Source organism: Blastomonas sp. 34TW (genome assembly GCF_059803595.1).
In genome coordinates this window covers 14,168-35,894 of record NZ_JAPFGW010000005.1, presented here as the reverse complement: position 1 = coordinate 35,894, position 21,727 = coordinate 14,168, and the positions used below count along the sequence as shown (strand labels likewise).

Genomic DNA, 21,727 nt, shown 5'->3' with positions numbered 1-21,727 from the left:
CGAGGGGCTCGGGACAAACGGAGGGGAGTGCGATCTCGCGAAATCACAAAACCGGCCTCAGCACGGTGAGCGTCACCTCGGGCCCCGTCCCCTGGCGCACCGCCAGATCGACCTTGAGCAGTTCGCCCCCTTGCAGGGCTGTCGTGCTGCGCCGCCAGGCGAAATCGCGACCCGCGTTGGTCACCCTGCCCTCCGTGTCGCCGAGCGCGGGCGGATTGGGATCGGTCAAGGCCTCGACCGCCAGATTGCGCACGGTGATCTCGCTGTACAACCGGCTGTCGAGCTCGGCGGTCTGCATCAGGCTCGCACCCTGCAGCTTTATCAGCGCGAGTGCGGCGATCGAGAACACCGCCAGCGCAACCAGCATTTCGAGCAGGCTGAAGCCCGAGTCTCGGCGGGATGGGCGGGGACGGCGCGGCATGGCCCGCCATTTAGCCGTCAACGCAGCCGCGCGCCAGCCGTTTGCGGCTTGAATCGCCCCCCGATTGACCGCTATTCGCAAGGCGGGGCGTGGCCGCAAGAGGCATGGGGACGATGAGCGACAGCGAGACAGCAAGCAACCAGTGCAACACGGTGGCGCTGGGCAGGATCCCCGGCATCCAGAAGGTGCCGACCCCCCGCATGGAATTGTACATCCTGCGCAATTTCCTTTCGCCCGAAGAATGCGCGCGCTTCGTCGAGAAGATCGATGCCGACCGCAGGCCGTCGACCATCGCCGATCCCAATGGCGACAATTATTTCCGCACCTCCGAAACCTGCGACATGCGCGGCGACGATCCCGATGTGATTTCGCTCGACCAGCGGCTGAGCGCGCTGTCGGGCATCGACCTGCAATTCGGCGAAACGCTGCAGGGCCAGCGTTATGCCGTGGGCCAGGAATTCAAGGCGCATACCGATTATTTCGAGCCACAGGGTCAGGACTTCACCCGCTATACAACAGTGGGCGGCCAGCGGACCTGGACGTTCATGATCTATCTGAACGAACCCGAAGCGGGCGGCGCGACACGGTTCAAGACCATCGACAAGTCGATCCGTCCGGAAATCGGCAAGCTGGTCGCGTGGAACAACCGCAGGCCCGATGGCAGCTGCAATCCGGCCACCATCCACCACGGCATGAAGGTTCGTGAGGGCACCAAATACGTCCTCACCAAATGGTATCGCGAGAGGCCCTGGCGCCTGTGAGCGCCACCCGATACCGCCCCGGTCCCGCGATGCTGGTGACGGCGGCCTTTATCGGGCCCGGCACCGTCACCGCCTGCGCCAGCGCAGGGATAGGTTTCGGCTATGCGCTGCTCTGGGCGCTCGTCTTCGCGACCATCGCGACCATTGTCCTCCAGAACATGGCCGCGCGCGTCGCCATCGTCACCGGCAAGGGGCTGGCCGAGGCGATCCTCGCGGCGGCGGCGAATCCGGCGCTGCGCTGGGCCATCGCGGCGCTGATCTTCGCCTCGCTCGCCATCGGCAATTCGGCCTATCAGGCGGGCAATATCAGCGGAACGGCGGCGGGCCTCAAGCTGCTGGGCGCGGGCACGGTGTCCCCTGCCCTGCTGGCGCTGGCGACCGGCCTGCTGGCGGCGGCGCTGGTGGTGATCGGCAAGCCGGCCTGGCTGGAAAAGCTGCTGATTGCGCTGGTGCTGGCCATGTCGCTTGCGTTTATCGGCGGCCTCGCGGTGATCCGGGTAGACTGGGGCGCGGTGCTGGCGGGGTTCGTGCCCAGCCTGCCCGCCGACAGCCTGTTCACCGCGATCGCGCTCATCGGCACCACCGTCGTCCCCTATAACTTGTTCCTCCACGCCGCCTCGGTGCGCGGCAAGTTCGCCGCCGATGCCGAGGGGCTGGCAGCATCAGGAATTGATACGGCGGTATCGGTAGTGATCGGCGGACTGTTGTCGATGGCCATCGTCGTGATGGGCGCGGCGACGGCAGCGATGGCCGCGACCGGCAGCGGCCCGCTCGACGATATTGCGCTGCGGCTCGAGAGCCTTTTCGGCCTGCCGGCGCGGATCGTGTTCGCGCTTGGTCTGGTGGGTGCCGGGTTCAGTTCCGCCCTCACGGCGCCGCTCGCGACCGGTTATGTGCTGGCCGAGATGATGGGTAGCGCGAACGATCCTGCGCGGCGCACGCGGATCTTCAAGCGCACCGCGCTGGCGGTGATCGGCATCGGCACCGCCTTTGCCTTTTTCGCGGTCAACCCGGTCGAACTGATCCTGATCGCGCAATCGGCCAATGGCCTGTTGCTGCCGATTCTCGCCGGCTTCCTGCTCTGGGTCGCCGCGCGAAAGGCGAGCCTGGGCGCGTTCGCCAACGGCCCCGTCGCCAATCTGGCAGGCGGCGCGGTGGTGCTGGTCTGTGCGGGGCTGGGCACGCGATTGATCCTGCGCTCGGCGGGGATCTGGCCATGAACTGCTCGATCGATCTCAACGCCGATCTGGGCGAACAGCCCGAGGAGAAGGCGCGCGACATAGCGCTGATGCAGGTGATCTCCAGCTGCAACATCGCGTGCGGCGGCCATGCCGGGGACGAGGCGAGCATGACGGTGATGCTGCGCGCGGCCAGGGCGGCGGGTGTCGCGGCGGGCGCGCATCCCAGCTATCCCGACCGCCCCGGTTTCGGGCGGGTGTCGCTCGACATGCCGCTCGACGCGCTGATCGGCTCGCTGCTCGAACAGGTGCGCGCGCTGGAGTCCGTTGCAGCGCGTGAGGGCGTGGCACTCACCCATATCAAGCCGCACGGCATGCTCTATAACGATCTGGCCGACCGGCCCGCCATGGCCCTCGCGGTGTCGCGAGCCCTGCACGACGCCTTCCCGCATCTGGCGCAGGTCGGGCTCGCGCATTCGGCCAGCGAGGAGGCGGCGCGCGCGGTCAGTGCCCGCTTCATCGCCGAGGGCTTTGTCGATCGTGGCTATACGCCCGCGCGCCGCCTGGTCCCGCGCTCGCAGCCCGGCGCCTTGATCGCCAGCGATACCGATCGCGCCGCGCAGGCGATCGCGATTGCGACAGGCGAGCCGATCACCGCCAATGACGGCAGTCTGATCCATGTTATGGCGCAAAGCCTGTGCATTCATTCGGACAGTCCCGGTGCTGAACAAACCGCTTTGCGGATTGCAGGCGAGATGGCAGTCTTGGGGATAACCATAAAAGCCCCTGGAGAGCTGCCCGATGAGCCAGTCGATCTATTGCGCCGATGACTGGTTGATGATCCAGGGCTTGCCTGCGGAGCGCGTGGCGGCCCTCGCAGCGGCGGCGGAAGGCGGTGGCTGGGACGATATCGTGCCGGGGCTCGACAGCCTGTCGCTGAGCTGGAACCCGGCGGAGCGCAACCTGGAGGCCGCGCGCGCTGCGGCAGAGATGCTTGCCGCAAGCGATTTCGAGGCAGCGCCTATGGCATCGATCGCCCCTGCCATATTGCACATATGCTATGACCAGCCCTGGGCGCATGATGCCGATATCGTCGCCGAATTGCTGGGCATGCCGACCGATGCGCTGCCCGGCTGGCACGCGGCGCAGGACTGGCGCGTGGCGATGCTCGGCTTTCAGCCCGGCTTTGCCTATCTCACCTGTGATGCGCGCATTCCCGACATCCCGCGCCTCGCCGATCCTCGGTCGCGCGTCGAGGCGGGGTCGGTCGGTCTGCTCGGCCAGATTTGCGGGCTCTATCCGCACGCAGGGCCGGGCGGCTGGCCGATCATCGGGCGGATCGCCGAGACGTTGTTCGATCCGCACGGCCCCTCGCCTGCGCTGCTGCAGGCAGGGCAGAAGGTTCGGTTCGAGCGGATCGATGCGAGCGAGCTCGGACGCCGCACGGGAGGCGCGGCATGACGCTCACCGTGGTCAAGGCCGGGCTGCAATCGAGCATCCAGGCCGCCCCCTATCGCGGGCTGCGCAAGCTGGCCGTGCCTTCGGGCGGCGCGGCGGACGGGCTGAGCCTCGCGCTCGCCAATCGGCTGGTCGGACGCCCGCTCGATGCCGCCGCGATCGAGATCACGCTCGGTCCGGCAGAGTTCCGCGCCGATCGTGCACTCGCCGTCGCGGTGACCGGCGCGCCGTGTCAGGTGCAGATCAACGGCGACGAGGCCGAGCCGCACCAGACGCTGCATCTCAAGGCCGGCGACACGCTCAGCATCGGGCGCGTCTGGGCCGGATGCCGAGTCTATATGGCATTGTCCGCCCCGATCGAGGTTCCGTCAGTGCTCGGCACCCGCTCGACGCTGATCGGCGCGGGCTTTGGCGGGCTGGACGGGCGCGCGCTCGCCGATGGCGATGTGCTGACGCTGGGCGAGGACGGCGACGCGGTGCCCGCGCTGGTCACCCCGCCCGAGCTGCAGCCGTTTTTCGGCCATGGCTTCGTGCTGCGCGTGGTGGCGGGGCCGGAAAGCGAGCGGCTGGCGCTGGGCATGGCGGCGCTTGCAAGAAAGCGATGGAGGGTCTCGTCGCGGTCGAGCCGCATGGGGCTGAAATTGCAGGGCACGGTGATCGACCTGAACTCCGCCACGCCGATCCGCAGCGGCGCGGTCTTTCCCGGCATCATCCAGTGCCCGCCCGATGGCCTGCCGTACCTGATCGGCTGCGAGGGCCAGACCACGGGGGGCTATCCGCGCATCGGCCAGGTCATCCGCGCCGACCGGCATCTGATCGGCCAGCTCGCGCCCAATGCGACGATGCTGCTGGTGCCCGTCCAGCCCGATCAGGCCGAACAGATATTGCATGAGAAGATGAAGCTCTGGGCCGAGTGGTTGCCCGGCCTTTCGCTTGCCTGATCAGGCGGAGATCGCCGCGAAGATCATCGGCCCGCCGATCTCGATCGATTTCTGATAGGCCGGGCGCGCGCGCAGCCGCTCGAGATAGGCGATGGTATTGGGCCGCTCGCCGATCTGCTTGCTGACGGTCGCCACCTCGAGCAGATAGGCCATGTTGATGTCCGCCCCGCTCAGCCGGTCGCCGACCAGATAGTCATGGCCCGTGACCGCGCGTTCGACATGGTCGAGCAGCTTGTTGACTTCCGCGCCCATGAAGCCGCCGAGCATCGGGCCGAGGCCGCCGAAGCGGGGTGCCAGCGCGGAAAAGATGATCGGGCTCGCCATCGTGCCCTCAGCAAAATGCAGCCATTCGAGATAGGCCGGGCGGTCCTTGGCATTCGCCGGGGCCAGCGTCTCGCTGCCGAAGCGCTCGATCAGATATTCGATGATCGCGCCCGATTCGACCATGACATGCCCGTCGACGATCACCGTCGGCGCCTTGGACAGCGGATGCACTTCGGCCAGCTGCGGCGGCGCGCGGAAGGTCTGCGGATCGCGCTGGTGGCGCACCATCTCATAGGGCGTACCCATTTCCTCGAGCAGCCAGATCACGCGGGTCGAGCGCGAATATTCGAGGTGATGCAGCACGATGCTCATGGCGTTTCTCTCCGGTTCTTATGTTCTTGCAGGCTTTGCGATCAGTCCGCAGACGTCATCGTCTCGGGCGCGGCTTCGGGCAACGGCGCGTTCAGCCGCGGATCGTTGTCAAGCTCGGTCCAGTCGCTGTACGGACGGCCATAGACCTGGTCGAAAAACTCGTACGGCAGGCGGAAGGGCCGGGTCGAACCGCTGTTCCACAGCATCACGATTCCGGTGCGCCGTTCGGGATCGAACCACATCACCGCGCGATAGCCGTTGACCGCGCCGCCATGGCCGACCAGCCAATGCCCGTCATAGATATGGCTGCGCCAGCCCTGGCCGTAACCATGGCTGATGATCAGCGCCTCGGGCCCGCCGCGTCCGCCCTTGTAGGTCGCGACACGCGGACGGTGGATTTCGGCGAGCACGCCCGGGCTGATGACCTGCGGCGCCTGGCCCATCTGCGCCTCCATCCAGCGCGCCAGGTCGACGATGTTCGAACTGACCCCAGCGGCGGCGGGAACGCGGAAATAGGCGTCCGACAAGGTCTGCACCTGACGATGGCGATAGGGCCGCGCCCAGCTTTTCGCGCCGGTCAGGTTCGCCATGCCGAGGCCTGCGCTCTTCATCCCCAGCGGCGCGAACAGCATCTGCTCGGCAAGCTGGTCATAGGGCGTCTTGGTCGCGTTGGCGACGATCTCGCTGAACGCGTCATAGGCGACGTTCTGATAGCTGTGGCAGTCGCCCGGCATGCACTGCTGCGGCACGGTGGACAGCATGTTGCGCAGCATCGGCGCAGGATCGCCCGATTCGAGCTTTCCGTCATAGGCATTGCGCGCAAGGCCCAGCCGGTGCGCCAGCAAGTCCGGGATGGCGAGCCGGTTTTCCGCGCCGCCCGCCAGCTTCAGTGTGGTGTGATACGAGGACAAGGGCGCAGACAGGCTGAGCTTGCCCTGCTGCGCGAGCTGATAGGCGAGCGTTCCTGCGACGCCCTTGGAGACCGAGGCCCAGCGGAACACAGTCTGTGGGCTCACCGGCAGCCCGGCCTCGCGATCGGCAAAACCATATCCGTTGACGAAGGTGAGCCGCCCGTTCTCGACCGCTGCGACCGCAAGCCCCACCATTTCGGGATCGCGCATCATTCGCGTAATCCGCGCATCGAGCGCGGCATAATCGACCTGGCCTTGCCAGCGATCGGGCGTCAGCGGCAGATTGGCATCGTCGATGAGCGGCGCGCTGGCCTGTGCAGCGATCGCGGGCGTGCCGGTGACGACGACCCCGCCCCCGCGCGATACGCTCATGCCGATCAGCAAGGCCCCCGCGGCCACGCCGCCTGCGGTCCAGACCAACGGACTGCGCAGCCAGTGCTTCATGCGATCTCCGATGTGTAAATTGCGCCCCGGCCGCAATGCCTTATTGCCTGCATCTCAGCCACTTTACACGTTCTGCCCTGTAAAATGCTTAAACACAAGTGAGGCACGATTCGGCCTGTCGCCGCAGCGCGTCAGGCTGGCGGCTAAAGCGGGTCGGCCCCCGCCGCGACGATCGGCGAGACATAATCGGGATCGTGCTGGAACGGCAGCGGACTGTCTGCGCGCAGCGCCTGCAGGATCGCGGCGAAATCTGTCACGGGCCTGAAGCCCAGCAGCCGTTCAGCCTTGGCAGGATCGTAAACGCGGTCGATCGCTGTCGGCAATTGCCAGCCGCGCTGCGCGTAGAGCTCCGCGGCATCGGGATGATAGCGCGCGATCACGCCTGGTGCATCTTCCACCAGCGCTGCGGCATCCCCGCGCGCAAAGGGCGGCGGGGCGGAAAGCACGAAGGCCTGGAAGCCGAGCCCCGCCGGTGCCTCCAGCGCGGCAATATGCGCGCGTGATGCATCCTCGACTGTCAATCGCCGGTTGAGAAACTCGTTGGCCTTGAGGTTCGGGCCCGGCAGCGATGCGTCGGTATCGTCGTCCTCCGGAAAGAACCGTCCGGTGCGCATCACCAGCGCATCGATGCCGTGCAGATCGGCATAGAGGCGGCACAGCTCCTCCGCCGCCAGCTTGGTGACGCCATAGATGTTGCGTGGGCGCAAGGGACCGAAATCCTCGTCGAGCCAGAACGCCGCCTTCGCCCCGCCCGCTGCGCCCGCGCGAACATCGGCGCGGACCATCAGCGAGGTGGTCGAGGTGAAGATGAAACGCTTGTGCCCGGCCGCGACCGCTGCCTCGAGCAGGTTGAGCGTGCCGGTGACATTGACCTCGACAAAGCTCTGCGCGCGATAGCGCACGATATCGGGCTTGTGCAGTGCGCCGGCATGAATGACGCAACTGGGCTGGTGATCGGCAAAGGCGCACTCGACGCTGGCGCGGTCGGCGACCGAGGCCATGATATCGGTCTCGGCTCCGGCGACGATATCGAGGCCGATGACCGTGTGCCCCGCTTCGCGCAGCATCGGGGCCAGAAACCGTCCGAGCCAGCCCGACGACCCGGTGAGCAGGACGCGGTGCGGCTGGCTCATGCGGCGCGGTGATCCTCGCGGATGGTCGCGACGCCAGCAATCTCTTCCTCGTGCGCAGGATCGCGCCAGGTTTCGGCCAGCGCCTGCGCCTCCCAGTCGAGCATGGCGGGATGCGCAAGTACGCGCTCGACCCAGGCCTGGCCCTTGGCTCCGATCTTGAGATCGAAGCTGCGGACGCGATAGGCGACCGGCGCGAAGAACGCATCGACGGCAGTGAAGCTATCACCCGCCAGCCAGGGGCCGCCAAACCGATCGAGCCCTTGCGCGAAGAGCTCGCCGATACGGTCGATATCGGCCTGAAGCGCGGGCGGGACCGCGATCAGCTCGGCGCGCACGCCGACGCTCATCGGGCAGATATTGCGCAGGGGCGAGAAGCCCGAATGCATCTCGGCCGCCGCTGAGCGCGCCCAGGCGCGCGCGACTGGATCGGCGGGCCAGACGCCTGCATGCCGTTCGGCCAGATATTCGACGATCGCGAGCGAATCCCAGACGATCACGTCATCATCGTGCAGGCAGGGCACCTTGCCATTGGGCGCGAAGCTGCGAAACTCTTCGGAATTGTCGGGCCCGGCAAAGGGCACCAGTCTGTCCTCGAACGGAATGCCAAGCGCCTTCATCAGCAGCCAGGGACGCAGCGACCAGCTCGAATAATTGCGGTTCGCGGTGAAGAGGGTGTAGCTCATCAATCTGCCTCCTTGCCCAGATGGCGGTTCAGGAATGCGACGCTGTCTTGCAGCACCGGCCCCTTGCTGCGGAACGGCACCGACAAGGCCATAACCACTTCCTCATGGTCAAGCCCGCGATAGTTGATCAGCTCCGCGGGCGCGCCCAGTGCCCGAAGCCGCTTCGACAGGTTGATCGCGTTGCGCGGACGCACGGTTTCGTCCTTGGTGCTCGTCACCAGCAGCATCGGCGGCGCATCGGCGCGCGCCTGCTCGATCGGCTGGGTGACCTTGGGGTCGGGATAGGCCGCCATCGCGTCGATCGAGCGCTTGGTGGTGAAGGGGTAGAAATCATACGGCCCGCTCATCCCGACCACGGCCTTGACGATGCCGGGGTCGATATCCGCGGCCTTGAGCCAGCGCGGATCGAGCGCGAGCAGCACCGCAATATGCGCGCCCGCCGAGTGCCCCGAAAAGGCAACGCGCTTGGGATCGCCGCCATAGCGCGCGATATTGTCGCGCACCCAGGCCACCGCCTCTGCCCCGTCCTGAACGAAGGCCGGGAAGCGGACGTCTGGTACCTTGCGATAATCGGGGATGACCACGACAAAGCCCTGGCGCGCGAAGGCGCGTCCGGCAAAGGCATAGTCCGCCCTCGCCCCCTTCACCCAGCCGCCGCCGTGCCAGAAGATCAGCACCGGGCGCTTGTCGCCGTTCGATGCCCCTTCGGCGCGCCATATGTCGAGCGTCTGGCCATGGCTGCCGAAGCGCACGCCCTGCGTTACCAGCCGTGCGCCCTTGCCTCCGCCCATCGCGGCATCAAGCTGGCTCAGCAGCAGCGGCGGCGAAGTCGTCGCGGCGACAAGGCCCAGCCCTGCCACCGCTGCGAACACCACGCCAAGGCCCAGCTTCGTGCCGCGCTTCATGCGAGGCTCAGCTGACGTAATGCGCGGTGGTCTTGGAAGCGACCTCATCTGCAGTGACGCCTGGGGCCAGTTCGATCAGCCTGAAAGGGCTGTCATGGTCGGGTCGCTGGAACACCGCGAGATCGGTGATGATCATGTCGACCACATTCTTGCCGGTGAGCGGCAGCGTGCAGGCCGGAATGAATTTGGGGTCGCCGTTCTTGCTGGTATGCTCCATCACGACGATGATCTTCTTGACGCCCGCGACCAGGTCCATCGCACCGCCCATGCCCTTGATCATCTTGCCGGGGATCATCCAGTTGGCGATGTCGCCATTTTCGGCGACCTCCATCGCGCCGAGCACGGTCAGATCGATATGCCCGCCGCGGATCATCGCGAAGCTGTCCGACGAGCTGAAATAGCTCGACGAGGCGAGTTCGCTGATCGTCTGCTTGCCCGCATTGATAAGGTCCGCGTCCTCGTCTCCCTCGAGCGGGAACGGGCCGATGCCGAGCATGCCATTTTCCGACTGCAGCGTCACCTCGATGCCTTCAGGCACATGGTTCGCGACCAGCGTCGGGATGCCGATGCCCAGGTTGACGTAATAGCCGTCCTTGAGTTCCTTCGCGGCGCGCGCCGCCATGTCGTCACGGGTCCAGGGCATTATCGGTTACTTAGCCTCCTGAAGATCAAGCCGCCGTTCGATACGGTCAAGCCGAGAGTCGATACGATCCACCCGGCGGCTGACAGAGGCGATACCCTCTTCCAGATGCCCAAGGCGCTCACGCGTTTCCATGCCCCGCTCGATTTCGGTGTCGAGCTTGTCCTCGATCGGGCGCAACCGTTCGAGAATGAGGTTTTCAACATTGTCGTTCACTGTCCGTCCGGCTCCCAATGGGTGTCGGTGGGAAATATATCATCAAAGCCCCCCCGGATCGACGGGCCGTAGACCGGATTGGCGAACAGGAACCAGCCATTGCCCCAGAGCCTGTCATAGGGTGCGGCGGTGGCGAGCGCGCGGCGCTCAAGCGGGGGCAGTTCGGGCTTGTTGAACGCATTGCGGAAATCACCGAGCTGGTCGCCCGCCATCGCGATGACGCACCAGCGCGCGGCGATGGTCGCGCGGCGCTGGTCCTTGCTCGATCCCGTGGCGTCGTCGCCCATCAGGAACAGCGTGTCGCCATGCTTGAAGCTGCCCAGGCCCGCAGCGGCAAGCGTTTCCTCGCTGCCCTTGGCATTAGCGGAAGAGCGGTTGGTGTTGGCAATGGGCGTGATCCCCGCCGCGCGCAAAGCCTGCATCGCCTCGACCGCGCCGGGCATCGCCACGGCCTTGCCCGTGCCGGTCTTTTCCCACTGGTCCCAGGTCTTCGCGTCGAATTCCTTGCCGGTCATCGCGAACCAGCGCATCGGGCCGATATTCCAGATCAGCGTCTCGTCGGCATCGAACACGGCGGCGAGCGGCTTGTTACCGCAGGCGAAGGGCTTGCCGGTCGTCTCGTCGATGATCACGCTGTCGGCAGGCCGCGCCTTGGCCTTGGCGAGCGCATAGGATGTGAGCGCGCCATAGGTCTGACGCACCGAGATCGCGCCCTCGGCCGAGCCGTATAGCCATTGCTGGCCCATCGGGACGGTCGGGACCATCGCGGTCTGCGCAGGTGCCGGAGCAGGCGGCGCGGCGGGCGCCTCGACGATGGTCGTGGTGCAGGCGGAGAGCGCCAACGCGGCCAGGACCGCGCCGCCCCTGCCAGCGCGGTGGTCTTGTCGCATCCTCACGCGTCCGCCCGCTCGCGCACGGTGCGGAACTCGATCTTCTTGTCGTACGGCGCGCCGCAGATCAGGCGCTTCACATAGATGCCGGGCAGATGGATGGCATCGGGATCAAGGCTGCCGGTCTCGACGATTTCCTCCACCTCGGCGACGCAGATCTTGCCTGCGGTCGCCATCGGCTGGTTGAAGTTGCGCGCGGTCTTGCGGAAGATCAGGTTGCCCGACTTGTCGGCCTTCCATCCCTTGATGATGCACAGATCGGCATAGATGCCGCGTTCCAGAATATAGGTCTGGCCGTCGAAATCCTTGTGCTCCTTGCCCTCGGCGACCTGGGTCCCGACGCCGGTCTTGGTGTAGAAGCCGGGAATGCCCGCACCGCCCGCGCGGCAGCGTTCGGCGAGTGTCCCTTGCGGGCAGAATTCCACCTCGAGCTCGCCTGCCAGATACTGCCGCTCGAACTCCTTGTTCTCGCCGACATAGCTTGAGATCATCTTCTTGACCTGGCGCGTACGCAGCAGCTTGCCGAGCCCCTCGCCGTCGATCCCGGCATTGTTCGAGGCGATGGTGAGATCCTTGGTGCCCGCGTCGCGGATCGCGTCGATGAGCCGCTCGGGAATACCGCACAGGCCGAAACCGCCTGCGCAGATGTGCATCCCGTCGAACAGAAGTCCCTCCAGAGCGGATGCGGCGTCGGGATAGATTTTCTGCATGACGGATGTCTCCCAGTCAAAAGGGTCTTGGATCGGCAGCCGGACGGCCAACTTTGATGATTCGAGCGTCCCGCCTTCGCCTAGCGTCCCGCCCCGGCTTTTTCCAGCACCGCTTGATTTGAATCAATGCACTTGGGTCCGCTTCCGGCGCAATTTGGTTACGTCAAAAGAGGAGAGCGTGTGATGAAATCCATTCTGGTTTACGCCGATGGCGGCAAGGCCTTCGAATCCCGTCTGCAGGTGGCGCTTGACCTCGCCCGCGCGCAGAACGGGCATATCACCTTCCTGCAGGCGACGCCGCTTTCGGGTTTTATCGTGATGGACCCGATGGGCGGCAGCTATGTGCCTGCGGGCATGCTCGAACAGCTTCGCGCCGACGAGGAAAAGCTGCGCGCGCTGGTCGAGGCGCAGATGAGCATCGAGGGCCTGCCCTGGGACTGGACCGCCTATGACGGCGACGTCACCCAGGCGGTGATCAGCGCGTCGCGTCTTGCCGATGTCATCGTGCTGTCGCTCGACAATGCCGAGCGCAATGTACGCCCGCATCCGTTGCTGTCGATCGCCGATGTCGCGGTCGAAACGCGCTGCCCGGTGCTGGCGGTGCCGACCACGCTCAAGTCGCTCTATACCGGCGGCAAGATCCTCATCGCCTGGGACGGCAGCCACGAAGCGGCCAATGCGGCGCGCCAGGCGCTTCCTCTGCTCAAGAACGCAGGCTCGGTGCATCTGTTGACGGTGGTCGAGCCCAAAAAGGCGGCCGGCTTCCCCTCGACCGAGGCGTGCGAATATCTCTCGCGCCATGGCGTATGCAGCGAGTTGATCGAACGCGAGCGCGGCCTCATGTCGATCGAGGAGATCATCGAGAATGTCGCAGGCGAGATCGGCGCGGACCTGCTCGTCATGGGCGCGTTCGGCCATAGCCGCTTGCGCGAAGTGCTGCTCGGCGGGGTGACGCGCTATTTCCTCAAGGATTCCAACATCCCGCTGCTGCTGGCGCATTGAGCCGGGTCGCCACCGCTCCCGCCAATAGCGGCGGGAGCGGCCTGGATCACATGCGGACGGTGAACCCGGCCTGGATCATGAACGGCTGGCCGGGCAGCACGCCGCGCGCGCGGTCGACAATGTACAGCCGGTCGAACAGGTTGCGTGCCGAGAGGAACACCTCCCAATTGCCCTGGGGCGGACCGTAGGACACGGCGGCATTCACCTGGGTCCAGCCGTTGATGCGGCCGCGCTGGCCATCGGGCGTCACCGGGATCAGGTTGACGTCGTCGGCAAACATCGAAGACTGGCTGACCAGTTCGACCTGGCCGGTAAAGCCGCGATGCTCGATGCCGACCGCTGCGTTGAACAGCCACTCGGGCGCATAGGGCAGCCGGTTGCCCTCGATATTGCGCGCGACACCGCAAGGCACCGGGCCGTTGCCGGTAAGCACCGGCGTGCCGATGGTCGCGCCGTCGAAACAGGGCGCGGTGGCGATGCGCGTGCTCTTGTAGCGGGCATTGGCGACCCAGGTCGCAGCCATGCGCGCGAACACATCGGTGTCCGCTCCCGTCCACCCCGCCTCGCGCGAGGAGAGCGACAGCGACAGCTCACCGCCCCGGTGCAACGTGCGCCCGGCAGAGGTCAGCGTCGCACCGACCCCGCCCGCCACCGATTGCGCGACGATCTGATTGTCGAACTCCATGACGAAGAACGTCGCATCGCCGCGCACGCCCTTGACGATATTGCCACGTACACCGGCTTCCCAGTTCCAGCTGAGCTCCGGATCGAGATCGACCGTGCCGCCTGCCGCAGTGATGATGTCCTCGACGCGCGGCGGAGCGAAGCCGCGATGGACGCCCCCATAAAGCGTCACATCGGGTGCGATTTCCCAGGTCGCACCAATTCCGGGGAGCAGCTTGTCAAGGCTTTGCGAAGCGGCGGTGGGAGCGGTCACCGCACCGGTCGGGCGTCCTCCTGCCAGCACCGAGATCGGCAGGTTACGCCGCTCGAAATCGATGAACTCGCCGCGAAGGCCGGGAATGATCGCAAACTTGCCGAATTCCAGCCGCGACTGGATAAAGGCCGAAAAGGCCGTCGCATCGCGCTCGTTATTCTCGCGAACACCCGCGTTGACGCCGGTGCCCGGCGTGCGGGCATTGGGCGTATCGCCATTCCACTGGCGGCGACGCTGGCGCTCCTCGTGATAGCGGATGCCGATCTCGGTCGATCCGCCGAAGCCGAGCGCGGCATGATCGAGTTCCAGGCGGCTTTCGATGCCATAGGTATCATAATCGCGCAGACGGCCTTCGTTGCCGCAGGTCGTCAGCAGATTGGCGAGACCTCCACAGGCCGGGTCGCTCGAATCGTTCGGGCGCTGGCCGCTGTTCGACGACTGGCGCCACCAGTCACGCGTGAAATAGTGATAATAGGCCGTGGTGCGCAGCGTCGCGGCTTCCGAGATCGACCACCGATGCGCCAGTGTCGCGTTCCAGCGCTCGGTCTGGAAATCGTCGTTGACGAACACGTTGCCGCGCGGATCGGCAGCGAATTCGGCGCGGGTCAGACCAGAATAGCTGACCTGGCTGTCTTCCTCGAAGCGCGAGACCTTGAGCGTGATGCCATGATCGGGCCCGAGTTCCCACTCGCCCTTCAGGAAGATGTCGGTGAAGCGCAGTGCCTGGTTGTCGCGATTGCCATCGGTGCGCTTGTGGTTGACGTGCAGCAGCAGCTTGCCGCCCAGCGCCGGTCCGCCGACCATCGCGTCGAGGTTGAGCGTATCGCGATTGCCAAGGCTGCCGGTAAAGCGCGCCGACAGATCGTCGGGCGCCGCCGGCGTGATATAGTTGACCGCGCCGCCGATCGTCTGCGGGCCAAAGCGGATCTGCGCGGCGCCCTTGAGCACCTCGACAGCGGTGAAACGCTCGATCGGCGGGTGATAATAGGCGGCATTGTCGCCATAAGGCGCAAAACCCAGGGGAACGCCGTCCTCAAGCAGCAGCACCTTGGTCGAACGGATCGGGTTGAGCCCGCGAATGCCGATATTGGGACGCGCGCCCGCGCCTTCCTCGTCGCGCGGAAACAGCCCGGCGACCTGGCGAAGCGCGTCATTGACGTTGAACACGCGCGAACGCTTGAGGTCGACATCGGTGACGATCGCGGATGATCCGGCGATTTCGTCCGCCTTGATGGCATCGCCGACGACGACAATATCGGTGCGCGAACCGCCCGGAGCCTCGGCTTCCGCAACCGCATTGGCGGCAGCGGCGCCAGCTGCAGCTGCGCCACCGTCTGCAATGGTCGCATTACCCGATCCAGCAAAGGCAGTGCTTGGCATACTTGCCATGACCAGCGCTGCCAAGCCTGCTCCAGCGGACCAGCGCCAGCTTTCGGGCAATACCATTTCAAACATCTCCACAGACAGCATGACGGTCGCAGCCGCGCCTTGCCGAGGCGCTTAATGCGAGGCGTTATCACCCGCAATATGCAATTGCTCATACGGTGCATTTTCGTACTGCGTGACAAATCTGCAACAACGTCGCGCAACGGGATGTCGGCGCGCGCGGGTTTTTGCTTGCGGGCAGGCCGCAGCGGTGCAGTAATGCGCTTGCAGAACCATAAGGGCCTATCCGGGCCGCCAAAGGTGGAGACGTAAGTGGGATGCTCAAATTCCTGAAATGGCTGTTCATTCTGCTGGTCTTGGCGATCGTCGGGCTCGGCATCTGGGGCTATGCACCCGATATCGAGCCGAGCGAGTTGCAAGCCCAATATGGCAGGCCGCCGTCGCGCTTCATCGAACTGCCCAATGGCCAGAGCGTGCATGTCCGCGATGAAGGCCCGCGCGATGCGCCCGCCATCCTGCTGATCCATGGCTCGAACGCCTCGCTGCACACCTGGCAGGGCTGGGTCGATGACCTGAAGAAGGACTATCGCGTCGTGCGCTACGATCAGCCCGGCCATGGCCTGACCGGCGCGCAGATCAAGGGCGATTACAGCACCGAGGCGTTCCGCGACACCGGGGCCGAAGTGATGAACGCGCTCGGCATCAACCGCTATGTCGTCGCGGGCAACTCGATGGGCGGCTGGGTCGCGTGGAACATCGCGCTCAAATACCCGCAGCGGGTCGCCGGGCTGGTACTGGTCGACAGTTCGGGAGCGCCCGAGGCGAAGCCGACGAAGATCCCGATCGGCTTTCGCCTGGCACAAAGCGCGGCGGTGCGGCCCATCATGAAGATCTTCACGCCGCGCAGCATCATCGAACAGAGCCTCAAGCAGAGCGTGGGCGATCCCAGCAAGGTGACGCCCGAAATGGTCGATCTCTACTGGAAGCTGCTGCGCCATCCCGGCAATCGCGAGGCGACCGTCGCGCGGGGCGATTTCCCGCGCAAGCCGGCCGATGCGGTCGAGTTTGCGGGCCTGACCATGCCCTCGCTGATCGTGTGGGGGAAGAAGGACACGCTGATTCCGCTGGCGAACGCCACCTGGTTCGCGCGGCAGCTGCCCAACGACACGCTCGTCACCTATGACGATCTGGGCCATATCCCGATGGAGGAGGCCCCGAAGCGCACCGTCGCCGATCTGCGCGCCTGGCTGGAAAAGACCGGGCTCAATCGCACTGCAACACCCGCGACACAATCCAGCGCTAGCCCAGCCGCAGCGCCTGTTGCCAAGGGGCAAGCCATCAGTGAGGCAGCGCAACAGGGGGGCTGAAATGGGGGACCGGATGCACAGCGTAGCCGTCTACAATCTGAAGGGCGGCGTGGGCAAGACGACCAGTGCGGTCAATCTGGCCTGGTGCTCTGCGGTCCTGTCCTCGCGCCGGACGCTGTTGTGGGACCTGGACCCGCAGGGTGCGGCGAGCCATCTGATCGGCGACGATCACGCGGTGAAGGACGAGGCGCGATCGATCTTCGCGCGCGATGTCTCGCCCGAAAAGCTCGTGCGCCCCTCGCGCATTCCCGGGCTCGACCTGCTCGCCGCCGACCATTCGCTTCGCGGGCTCGACCGGATGCTGTTCGAGATCGGCAAGGCCAAGCGCCTCAAGAAGCTGATCGACGGGCTGGGCAAGCATTATGACCGCATCGTGCTCGATTGCCCGCCGGGCCTCAGCGAAACCTCGGATCAGGTGCTGCGCGCGGCCGATCTGGTGATCGTGCCGATCATCCCCTCGCCGCTGTCGCAGCGTGCCTTTGCCGAGGTGCAGAATTATCTCGACGGCAAGTCAGGACGCCACGCGCCGATGCTGCCGGTGTTCGTGATGGTCGATCGCAGGCGCGCGCTGCACAAGCAGGCGCTCGAAGCCTATCCCGACTGGCCGGTCATCCCGATGGCGAGCGCGGTCGAGCGAATGGCCGAAGAACGGCTGCCGGTGGGCGCATTCGACGCGAAAAGCCCCGCGGCGCAGGCCTATGCCAAGTTGTGGCAGGGGATCGAGCGCAAGCTCGCCAGTCAGAAAGGCAGCGGATAGCGCGCCAGGATGAGCGCGCCCGCACAACCCGAAACAAGCACGAAGCGCAGCACAGCAAGCCAGGCGGTATCGGTCTGCGAAGGACGGGCGGCGATGGCGATGGCTTTGCGCATGAGCAAAGGATGCGCCCCGATTGCTAATATCGCGTTAAAGCGGCAGCGCGTTTCAGCGGATCAGGCGGATCTCGACGCCGACATCCAGGTCTTCCCACTGACGGTCGGCGGTGAGCGCGGGCAGTCCTTCGCGCCGCGCCAGCGCCAGGCAGGCGCGATCGCCCAGCGAAAGGCCAAGATGGCGGGTGACAGGCAGCAGCAGAGCAGTTTCGATCGCATGTTCAGCGCTGAAGGAGATTGTCATCAGGCCAAAACCTTCAATTATCCATTGAGCATCATCGGAGGAAACCCCGGCCTTCAAAGCACGCGCAAAGACCTCGCTGAGATTGACCGTCGAAATGACCGCATCCATCAGGTGAGGCTCGACATTCTCGCGGCCAGGTTCGACCAGAAGCACCGCAAGCAATGCAGATGCATCAAGGACGACCGTCATTCGCGGGCAGCTTCTGCGCGCCGTTCCGCCAGGAAATCATCCACGGTAAACGGCTCCTTGATGGCAGCCTTGAATGCTTGCTGCAGCTCGCGAATCACGTGCGAGTGACTCTTGACTACGAGCGCCTCGCCTTCACGTTCGAGCACCAGCCGATCACCATCAGCGAAACCCAGTTCTCGGCGCAGCTCGGCCGGTATGACGATCTTGCCGCCCTTGATGATCTTGGCCGAATAGGTCATGCTCGCCTCCTTGGGACCTAAAACTACCACAGGACCCAAGGCGACTCAACCAACCCGCGGTCAGCCCGCCGCCAGTCGCTCCAGCGCGTCGCCCTCGATCCGCCAGGGCTCCCAGCCTTTCGAATGATGCGCGCCGATATGGGTGTAGAATGCCCTGGCCTTCTCGTTCCAGTCGAGCACCGCCCAATCCATCCGCGCGCATCCAAGCGCCTTCGCCTCTCGCGCCAGCGCCGTCAGCAGCGCGCGCCCGGTGCCGGTTCCACGCGCGGCTTCGGCCACGAACAGATCCTCGAGATAGAGCGAGGGCGCACCGGTCCAGGTCGAATAGGTGAGGAACCAGAGCGCCAGCCCCACCGGCGCTCCGTCGAGTTCGGCGATATGCGCAAACACCTGCGGGTTGTCGCCGAACAGGGTTGCACGCAACGACTCCTCGGTCGCCTTCACCGCATCGGGCTCGCGCTCGTACACCGCGAGCGCGATGACCATGCTGAGGATGGCAGCCTCATCGCCGGGCACTGCCGGCCGAATTTTTACGGTCATTATTCGTGTTCCTAATGCTGTCCGGCAAATTTCAGGCCGATCACGCAGCCTATCAGCCCGATGACCAGCGCCAGCCGGACCAGGCCAAGAGTTTCATCGCCCGTGGCCACTCCAACCGCCAGCGTCCCGACGGCGCCTATGCCGACCCATACGGCATAGGCGGTTCCCAGCGGAATGGTCTTGGCCGCCTTGTCGAGCAGCGTGAAGCTCAGGATCACGCAGACGATGAAGCCCGCGGTCCAGGCCATGTTACGGAACCCGTCCGCATAACGCAGACAGGTGGTGAAGCCGACCTCGAACAGGCCGGCTGCAACCAGAGTCAGCCATGGTCCCATGAACTATTCCGCGGCGACCGGCTCGGCATTGCCTGCGTCGCTTGCTTCGGCCTCGATCTCTGCGGCCTTGGCCTCGACCAGGCGGACGATATGATCGACCATGTCCTCGTCCTCGACCGTATGGTCGGTAATGCCCGACAGGTACACCATATGCTTGCCCTTGCCGCCGCCGGTGAGACCAATGTCCGTCTCGCGCGCTTCGCCTGGGCCGTTGACGACGCAGCCGAGCACCGAGAGCGACAGCGGCGTGTTGATGTGCTGCAGCCGTTCCTCCAGCTTCTGCACCGTACGGATCACGTCGAAGCCCTGGCGCGCACAGCTGGGGCAGCTGACGATGCGGACGCCGCGGGTGCGGATGCCGAGCGATTTCAGGATCTCGAAGCCGACGCGCACCTCTTCTTCCGGCTCGGCGGAGAGCGAGACGCGGATGGTATCGCCGATGCCCGCCCAGAGCAGGTTGCCGATGCCGATTGCGCTCTTGACCGTGCCGCCGATCAGCCCGCCCGCTTCGGTAATGCCGAGGTGCAGCGGGCAATCGACCGCGTCGGCGAGCTGCTGGTACGCCGCAACCGCGAGAAACACGTCGCTCGCCTTCACCGCGACCTTGAACTCGTGGAAATCATGGTCCTGCAGCAGCTTGATATGATCGAGCGCGCTTTCGACCAGCGCCTCGGGGCACGGCTCGCCATATTTTTCGAGCAGGTCCTTCTCGAGGCTTCCGGCATTCACCCCGATGCGGATGGCGCAGCCATTGGCCTTGGCAGCATTGACCACCTCGCGCACGCGCTCGGACGAGCCGATATTGCCCGGATTGATGCGCAGGCAGGCTGCGCCCGCGTCCGCCGCTTCGAGCGCGCGCTTGTAGTGGAAATGGATGTCCGCGACGATCGGCACGCGCGAGGCGCGAACGATCTGCTTCATCGCAGCGGTGGATTCGACATCGGGGCAAGAGACGCGGATGATATCGACCCCGGCCTCCTCGCAGCGGCGAATCTGGTCGATTGTCGCCTTCGCGTCGGAGGTCAGCGTGTTGGTCATCGTCTGCACGCTGACCGGTGCATCGCCACCCACCGGCACCTTGCCGACCATGATCTGGCGGCACTTGCGCCGATCGATATCGCGCCAGGGTCGCAAAGAGGGGTTGTGGGCCGACATGAATTGTTCTCCAAGAGTATGCGAACGCTATAGTCGCTTCGACCGGCTTTGGCGAGATGTGCGGGTGATAGAAAAGGGAACGCCGAATACCATGAAAACCGTGATGAAACTGGCGCTGGCCACCGGCCTGGCCGCTGTTGCGACTGCGACGAGCCTGCCCGCGCTGGCGCAAGCCCCGGCCCCGCAGCGCACGCCCAACGAGCTTGCCGCGCGCCAGCTCTACAGCGATGTCGTCGGCATCCGCACCGCGCGCGGCCACAGGCAGATGGGCGTGATGACCGGCTATCTCAAGGCACAACTGCTCAAGGCCGGCTTTGCCGAAAGCGACATCACGATCACCGATTATGACAGCGACGGCGAACCGACCCAGGGGCTGGTGGTGCGCTATGCCGCCAAGGGCAAGCCCAAGGCCGGGCCGATCGTGTTCCTGGGCCATATGGACGTGGTCGAGGCGCTGCCCGAAGACTGGGAGCGCCCTCCGTTCAAGCTGGTGGAGGAAAACGGCTATTTCTTCTGTCGCGGCTCGCTCGACAACAAATACGGCGTCGCGACGCTGGCGCACAATTTCATCCGGCTGAAAAAGGAAGGCTGGGCGCCCAAGCGCGACCTGTATCTCGTCTTTTCGGGCGACGAGGAGACCGGCATGATCTCCACCCGCGCGCAGGCGAAGATGGTGGCGGAAACGATCAAGCCCGCACTGGTGCTCAACGGCGATGCCGGCGGCGTGGCGATGACCGAGGATTTCAAGCCGGTCATGTACCAGGTCCAGGCGGGCGAGAAGACCTTTGCGACGTTCGAGCTCACCGTCACCAATCCGGGCGGCCATAGTTCGCGCCCACGCGCCGACAATGCGATCTACGAGCTTGCCCAGGCGCTCGGCAAGATCCAGGCCTATCAGTTCCCGGTCAATGCAAGCCCGCTGGTGCGCAGCTATTTCGGCGCGATGGGCAAGTTGACGCCGGGCGAGATGGGCCAGGCGATGCAGGCCTTTGCCGCCAATCCCGAAGCCCCCGAACCGCGCGTCAAGCTGCTTTCCGATCCGGGCATATCGACCCAGATGCGCACCACCTGCGTTGCGACCATGCTGCGCGGCGGCCATGCAGAAAACGCGCTGCCGCAATCGGCGACCGCAACGGTCAATTGCCGCATCATGCCCGGCGAGGGCGGCGCGGCAGCCACTCAGGCCGCGCTTGCCAAGGCGATCGGCAATGACAATGTCAAGTTCAAGCTGATGACCAACGTGGTCGAAAGCCCCGAATCCACGCTGACCCCCGAAGTGCGCGCGGCGATCATGGCCAGTCTCGATGCGCGCTATCCTGGCCTGCCGATCGTGCCCGAACTGTCGTCGGGCGGTACCGATGGCATGCACTATCGTGCGCTGGGCATGAACACCGTGGGCATCGGCAATGCCGCGATGCGCAGCGCGGATATCTTTGCGCACGGCCTCAACGAACGCATCCGCGTCGAGGATTTCTACAAGGGCCTCGACCACTGGTATCTGGTGATGAAGAAGCTGGCGGGCTGATCCCCGCCACG

General features: G+C 65.3%; 26 protein-coding genes. 9 read left to right on the top strand and 17 right to left on the bottom strand.

Annotated features, from left to right (window positions below):
• Nucleotides 1–43 precede the first annotated feature (43 nt).
• Complete coding sequence (gene gspI / locus OPU69_RS08000; protein WP_066117540.1) at nucleotides 44–421, bottom strand: type II secretion system minor pseudopilin GspI; 378 nt, start codon at nucleotides 419–421, stop codon at nucleotides 44–46.
• 113 nt (nucleotides 422–534) lie between these two features.
• On the opposite strand from gspI, the gene OPU69_RS07995 reads away from it, so the two are divergent.
• From OPU69_RS07995 to OPU69_RS07975, 5 genes are read left to right on the top strand one after another with little or no spacing between them, the layout of a single operon-like run.
• Entirely contained in the window at nucleotides 535–1,182 is a 648-nt protein-coding gene (locus tag OPU69_RS07995) for a prolyl hydroxylase family protein (protein WP_498510261.1), read from the top strand.
• The gene (locus OPU69_RS07990; protein ID WP_197418004.1) at nucleotides 1,179–2,402 is read left to right on the top strand and encodes an Nramp family divalent metal transporter; all 1,224 of its coding nucleotides are present in this window, start codon (nucleotides 1,179–1,181) and stop codon (nucleotides 2,400–2,402) included. The genes OPU69_RS07995 and OPU69_RS07990 overlap by 4 nt, the downstream gene beginning before the upstream one ends.
• Complete coding sequence (pxpA, locus tag OPU69_RS07985; protein WP_060977250.1) at nucleotides 2,399–3,190, top strand: 5-oxoprolinase subunit PxpA; 792 nt, start codon at nucleotides 2,399–2,401, stop codon at nucleotides 3,188–3,190. Before OPU69_RS07990 ends, pxpA begins: the two co-directional genes overlap by 4 nt.
• On the top strand, nucleotides 3,162–3,821 hold the full coding sequence (locus tag OPU69_RS07980) for a 5-oxoprolinase subunit B family protein (protein ID WP_060977251.1): 660 nt from the start codon (nucleotides 3,162–3,164) through the stop codon (nucleotides 3,819–3,821). The genes pxpA and OPU69_RS07980 overlap by 29 nt, the downstream gene beginning before the upstream one ends.
• Nucleotides 3,818–4,759, top strand: a complete 942-nt coding sequence (locus tag OPU69_RS07975) for a 5-oxoprolinase subunit C family protein (RefSeq protein ID WP_060977252.1) — start codon at nucleotides 3,818–3,820, stop codon at nucleotides 4,757–4,759. Before OPU69_RS07980 ends, OPU69_RS07975 begins: the two co-directional genes overlap by 4 nt.
• On the opposite strand, the gene OPU69_RS07970 is transcribed toward OPU69_RS07975, so the two are convergent.
• From OPU69_RS07970 to OPU69_RS07930, 9 genes are all read right to left on the bottom strand, one after another.
• Nucleotides 4,760–5,395: a glutathione S-transferase family protein gene (locus OPU69_RS07970; RefSeq protein ID WP_060977253.1), complete on the bottom strand. Its 636-nt coding sequence runs from the start codon at nucleotides 5,393–5,395 to the stop codon at nucleotides 4,760–4,762.
• 41 nt (nucleotides 5,396–5,436) lie between these two features.
• Nucleotides 5,437–6,750 (bottom strand): serine hydrolase domain-containing protein, encoded by a 1,314-nt coding sequence (locus OPU69_RS07965; protein WP_060977254.1) that lies wholly within the window; start codon nucleotides 6,748–6,750, stop codon nucleotides 5,437–5,439.
• A gap of 143 nt (nucleotides 6,751–6,893) precedes the next feature.
• Complete coding sequence (locus OPU69_RS07960; protein ID WP_498510257.1) at nucleotides 6,894–7,883, bottom strand: NAD-dependent epimerase/dehydratase family protein; 990 nt, start codon at nucleotides 7,881–7,883, stop codon at nucleotides 6,894–6,896.
• Nucleotides 7,880–8,566 carry a glutathione S-transferase family protein gene (locus OPU69_RS07955; protein WP_498510255.1) on the bottom strand — a complete coding sequence of 229 codons (687 nt, stop codon included), beginning with the start codon at nucleotides 8,564–8,566 and terminating at the stop codon, nucleotides 7,880–7,882. Before OPU69_RS07955 ends, OPU69_RS07960 begins: the two co-directional genes overlap by 4 nt.
• A complete protein-coding gene (locus OPU69_RS07950) occupies nucleotides 8,566–9,471 on the bottom strand; it encodes an alpha/beta hydrolase (RefSeq protein WP_498510253.1) in 906 nt (301 codons plus the stop codon). Before OPU69_RS07950 ends, OPU69_RS07955 begins: the two co-directional genes overlap by 1 nt.
• A 7-nt stretch (nucleotides 9,472–9,478) precedes the next feature.
• Nucleotides 9,479–10,114 (bottom strand): 3-oxoacid CoA-transferase subunit B, encoded by a 636-nt coding sequence (locus OPU69_RS07945; protein WP_498510251.1) that lies wholly within the window; start codon nucleotides 10,112–10,114, stop codon nucleotides 9,479–9,481.
• Nucleotides 10,115–10,120: 6 nt separating this feature from the next.
• Entirely contained in the window at nucleotides 10,121–10,327 is a 207-nt protein-coding gene (locus OPU69_RS07940) for a hypothetical protein (protein ID WP_498510249.1), read from the bottom strand.
• Complete coding sequence (locus OPU69_RS07935; protein ID WP_498510247.1) at nucleotides 10,324–11,217, bottom strand: HAD family acid phosphatase; 894 nt, start codon at nucleotides 11,215–11,217, stop codon at nucleotides 10,324–10,326. Before OPU69_RS07935 ends, OPU69_RS07940 begins: the two co-directional genes overlap by 4 nt.
• 2 nt (nucleotides 11,218–11,219) lie before the next feature.
• A complete protein-coding gene (locus tag OPU69_RS07930) occupies nucleotides 11,220–11,927 on the bottom strand; it encodes a CoA transferase subunit A (protein WP_498510245.1) in 708 nt (235 codons plus the stop codon).
• A 183-nt stretch (nucleotides 11,928–12,110) separates the two neighbouring features.
• Between OPU69_RS07930 and OPU69_RS07925 the strand changes: the two genes are divergently transcribed.
• Nucleotides 12,111–12,929, top strand: coding sequence for a universal stress protein (locus OPU69_RS07925; RefSeq protein ID WP_060977261.1), 819 nt, complete (start codon nucleotides 12,111–12,113; stop codon nucleotides 12,927–12,929).
• A gap of 46 nt (nucleotides 12,930–12,975) precedes the next feature.
• Here OPU69_RS07925 and OPU69_RS07920 read toward each other — a convergent pair whose 3' ends face one another.
• Nucleotides 12,976–15,255, bottom strand: a complete 2,280-nt coding sequence (locus OPU69_RS07920; RefSeq protein WP_498510243.1) for a TonB-dependent receptor family protein — start codon at nucleotides 15,253–15,255, stop codon at nucleotides 12,976–12,978.
• Nucleotides 15,256–15,569: 314 nt separating this feature from the next.
• Between OPU69_RS07920 and OPU69_RS07915 the strand changes: the two genes are divergently transcribed.
• Nucleotides 15,570–16,619 (top strand): alpha/beta fold hydrolase, encoded by a 1,050-nt coding sequence (locus OPU69_RS07915; RefSeq protein ID WP_498510241.1) that lies wholly within the window; start codon nucleotides 15,570–15,572, stop codon nucleotides 16,617–16,619.
• 13 nt (nucleotides 16,620–16,632) lie between these two features.
• Nucleotides 16,633–17,376 (top strand): ParA family protein, encoded by a 744-nt coding sequence (locus tag OPU69_RS07910; RefSeq protein WP_060977307.1) that lies wholly within the window; start codon nucleotides 16,633–16,635, stop codon nucleotides 17,374–17,376.
• On the opposite strand, the gene OPU69_RS07905 is transcribed toward OPU69_RS07910, so the two are convergent.
• The 6 genes from OPU69_RS07905 to ispG are packed head-to-tail and all read right to left on the bottom strand — an operon-like array spanning nucleotide 17,358 to nucleotide 20,191.
• On the bottom strand, nucleotides 17,358–17,489 hold the full coding sequence (locus tag OPU69_RS07905) for a hypothetical protein (RefSeq protein WP_269454099.1): 132 nt from the start codon (nucleotides 17,487–17,489) through the stop codon (nucleotides 17,358–17,360). The two genes, OPU69_RS07910 and OPU69_RS07905, sit on opposite strands and share 19 nt — an antisense overlap.
• 52 nt (nucleotides 17,490–17,541) lie before the next feature.
• The gene (locus tag OPU69_RS07900) at nucleotides 17,542–17,922 is read right to left on the bottom strand and encodes a type II toxin-antitoxin system VapC family toxin (protein ID WP_498510239.1); all 381 of its coding nucleotides are present in this window, start codon (nucleotides 17,920–17,922) and stop codon (nucleotides 17,542–17,544) included.
• Entirely contained in the window at nucleotides 17,919–18,161 is a 243-nt protein-coding gene (locus OPU69_RS07895) for an AbrB/MazE/SpoVT family DNA-binding domain-containing protein (protein ID WP_498510237.1), read from the bottom strand. Before OPU69_RS07895 ends, OPU69_RS07900 begins: the two co-directional genes overlap by 4 nt.
• Before the next feature lie 60 nt (nucleotides 18,162–18,221).
• On the bottom strand, nucleotides 18,222–18,701 hold the full coding sequence (locus OPU69_RS07890; RefSeq protein ID WP_060977266.1) for a GNAT family N-acetyltransferase: 480 nt from the start codon (nucleotides 18,699–18,701) through the stop codon (nucleotides 18,222–18,224).
• An 11-nt stretch (nucleotides 18,702–18,712) separates the two neighbouring features.
• The gene (locus OPU69_RS07885) at nucleotides 18,713–19,036 is read right to left on the bottom strand and encodes a DMT family transporter (protein WP_060977267.1); all 324 of its coding nucleotides are present in this window, start codon (nucleotides 19,034–19,036) and stop codon (nucleotides 18,713–18,715) included.
• A gap of 3 nt (nucleotides 19,037–19,039) precedes the next feature.
• Nucleotides 19,040–20,191 (bottom strand): flavodoxin-dependent (E)-4-hydroxy-3-methylbut-2-enyl-diphosphate synthase, encoded by a 1,152-nt coding sequence (ispG, locus tag OPU69_RS07880; protein WP_060977268.1) that lies wholly within the window; start codon nucleotides 20,189–20,191, stop codon nucleotides 19,040–19,042.
• Nucleotides 20,192–20,282: 91 nt separating this feature from the next.
• On the opposite strand from ispG, the gene OPU69_RS07875 reads away from it, so the two are divergent.
• On the top strand, nucleotides 20,283–21,716 hold the full coding sequence (locus OPU69_RS07875; protein WP_498510234.1) for a M20/M25/M40 family metallo-hydrolase: 1,434 nt from the start codon (nucleotides 20,283–20,285) through the stop codon (nucleotides 21,714–21,716).
• Nucleotides 21,717–21,727 lie beyond the last annotated feature (11 nt).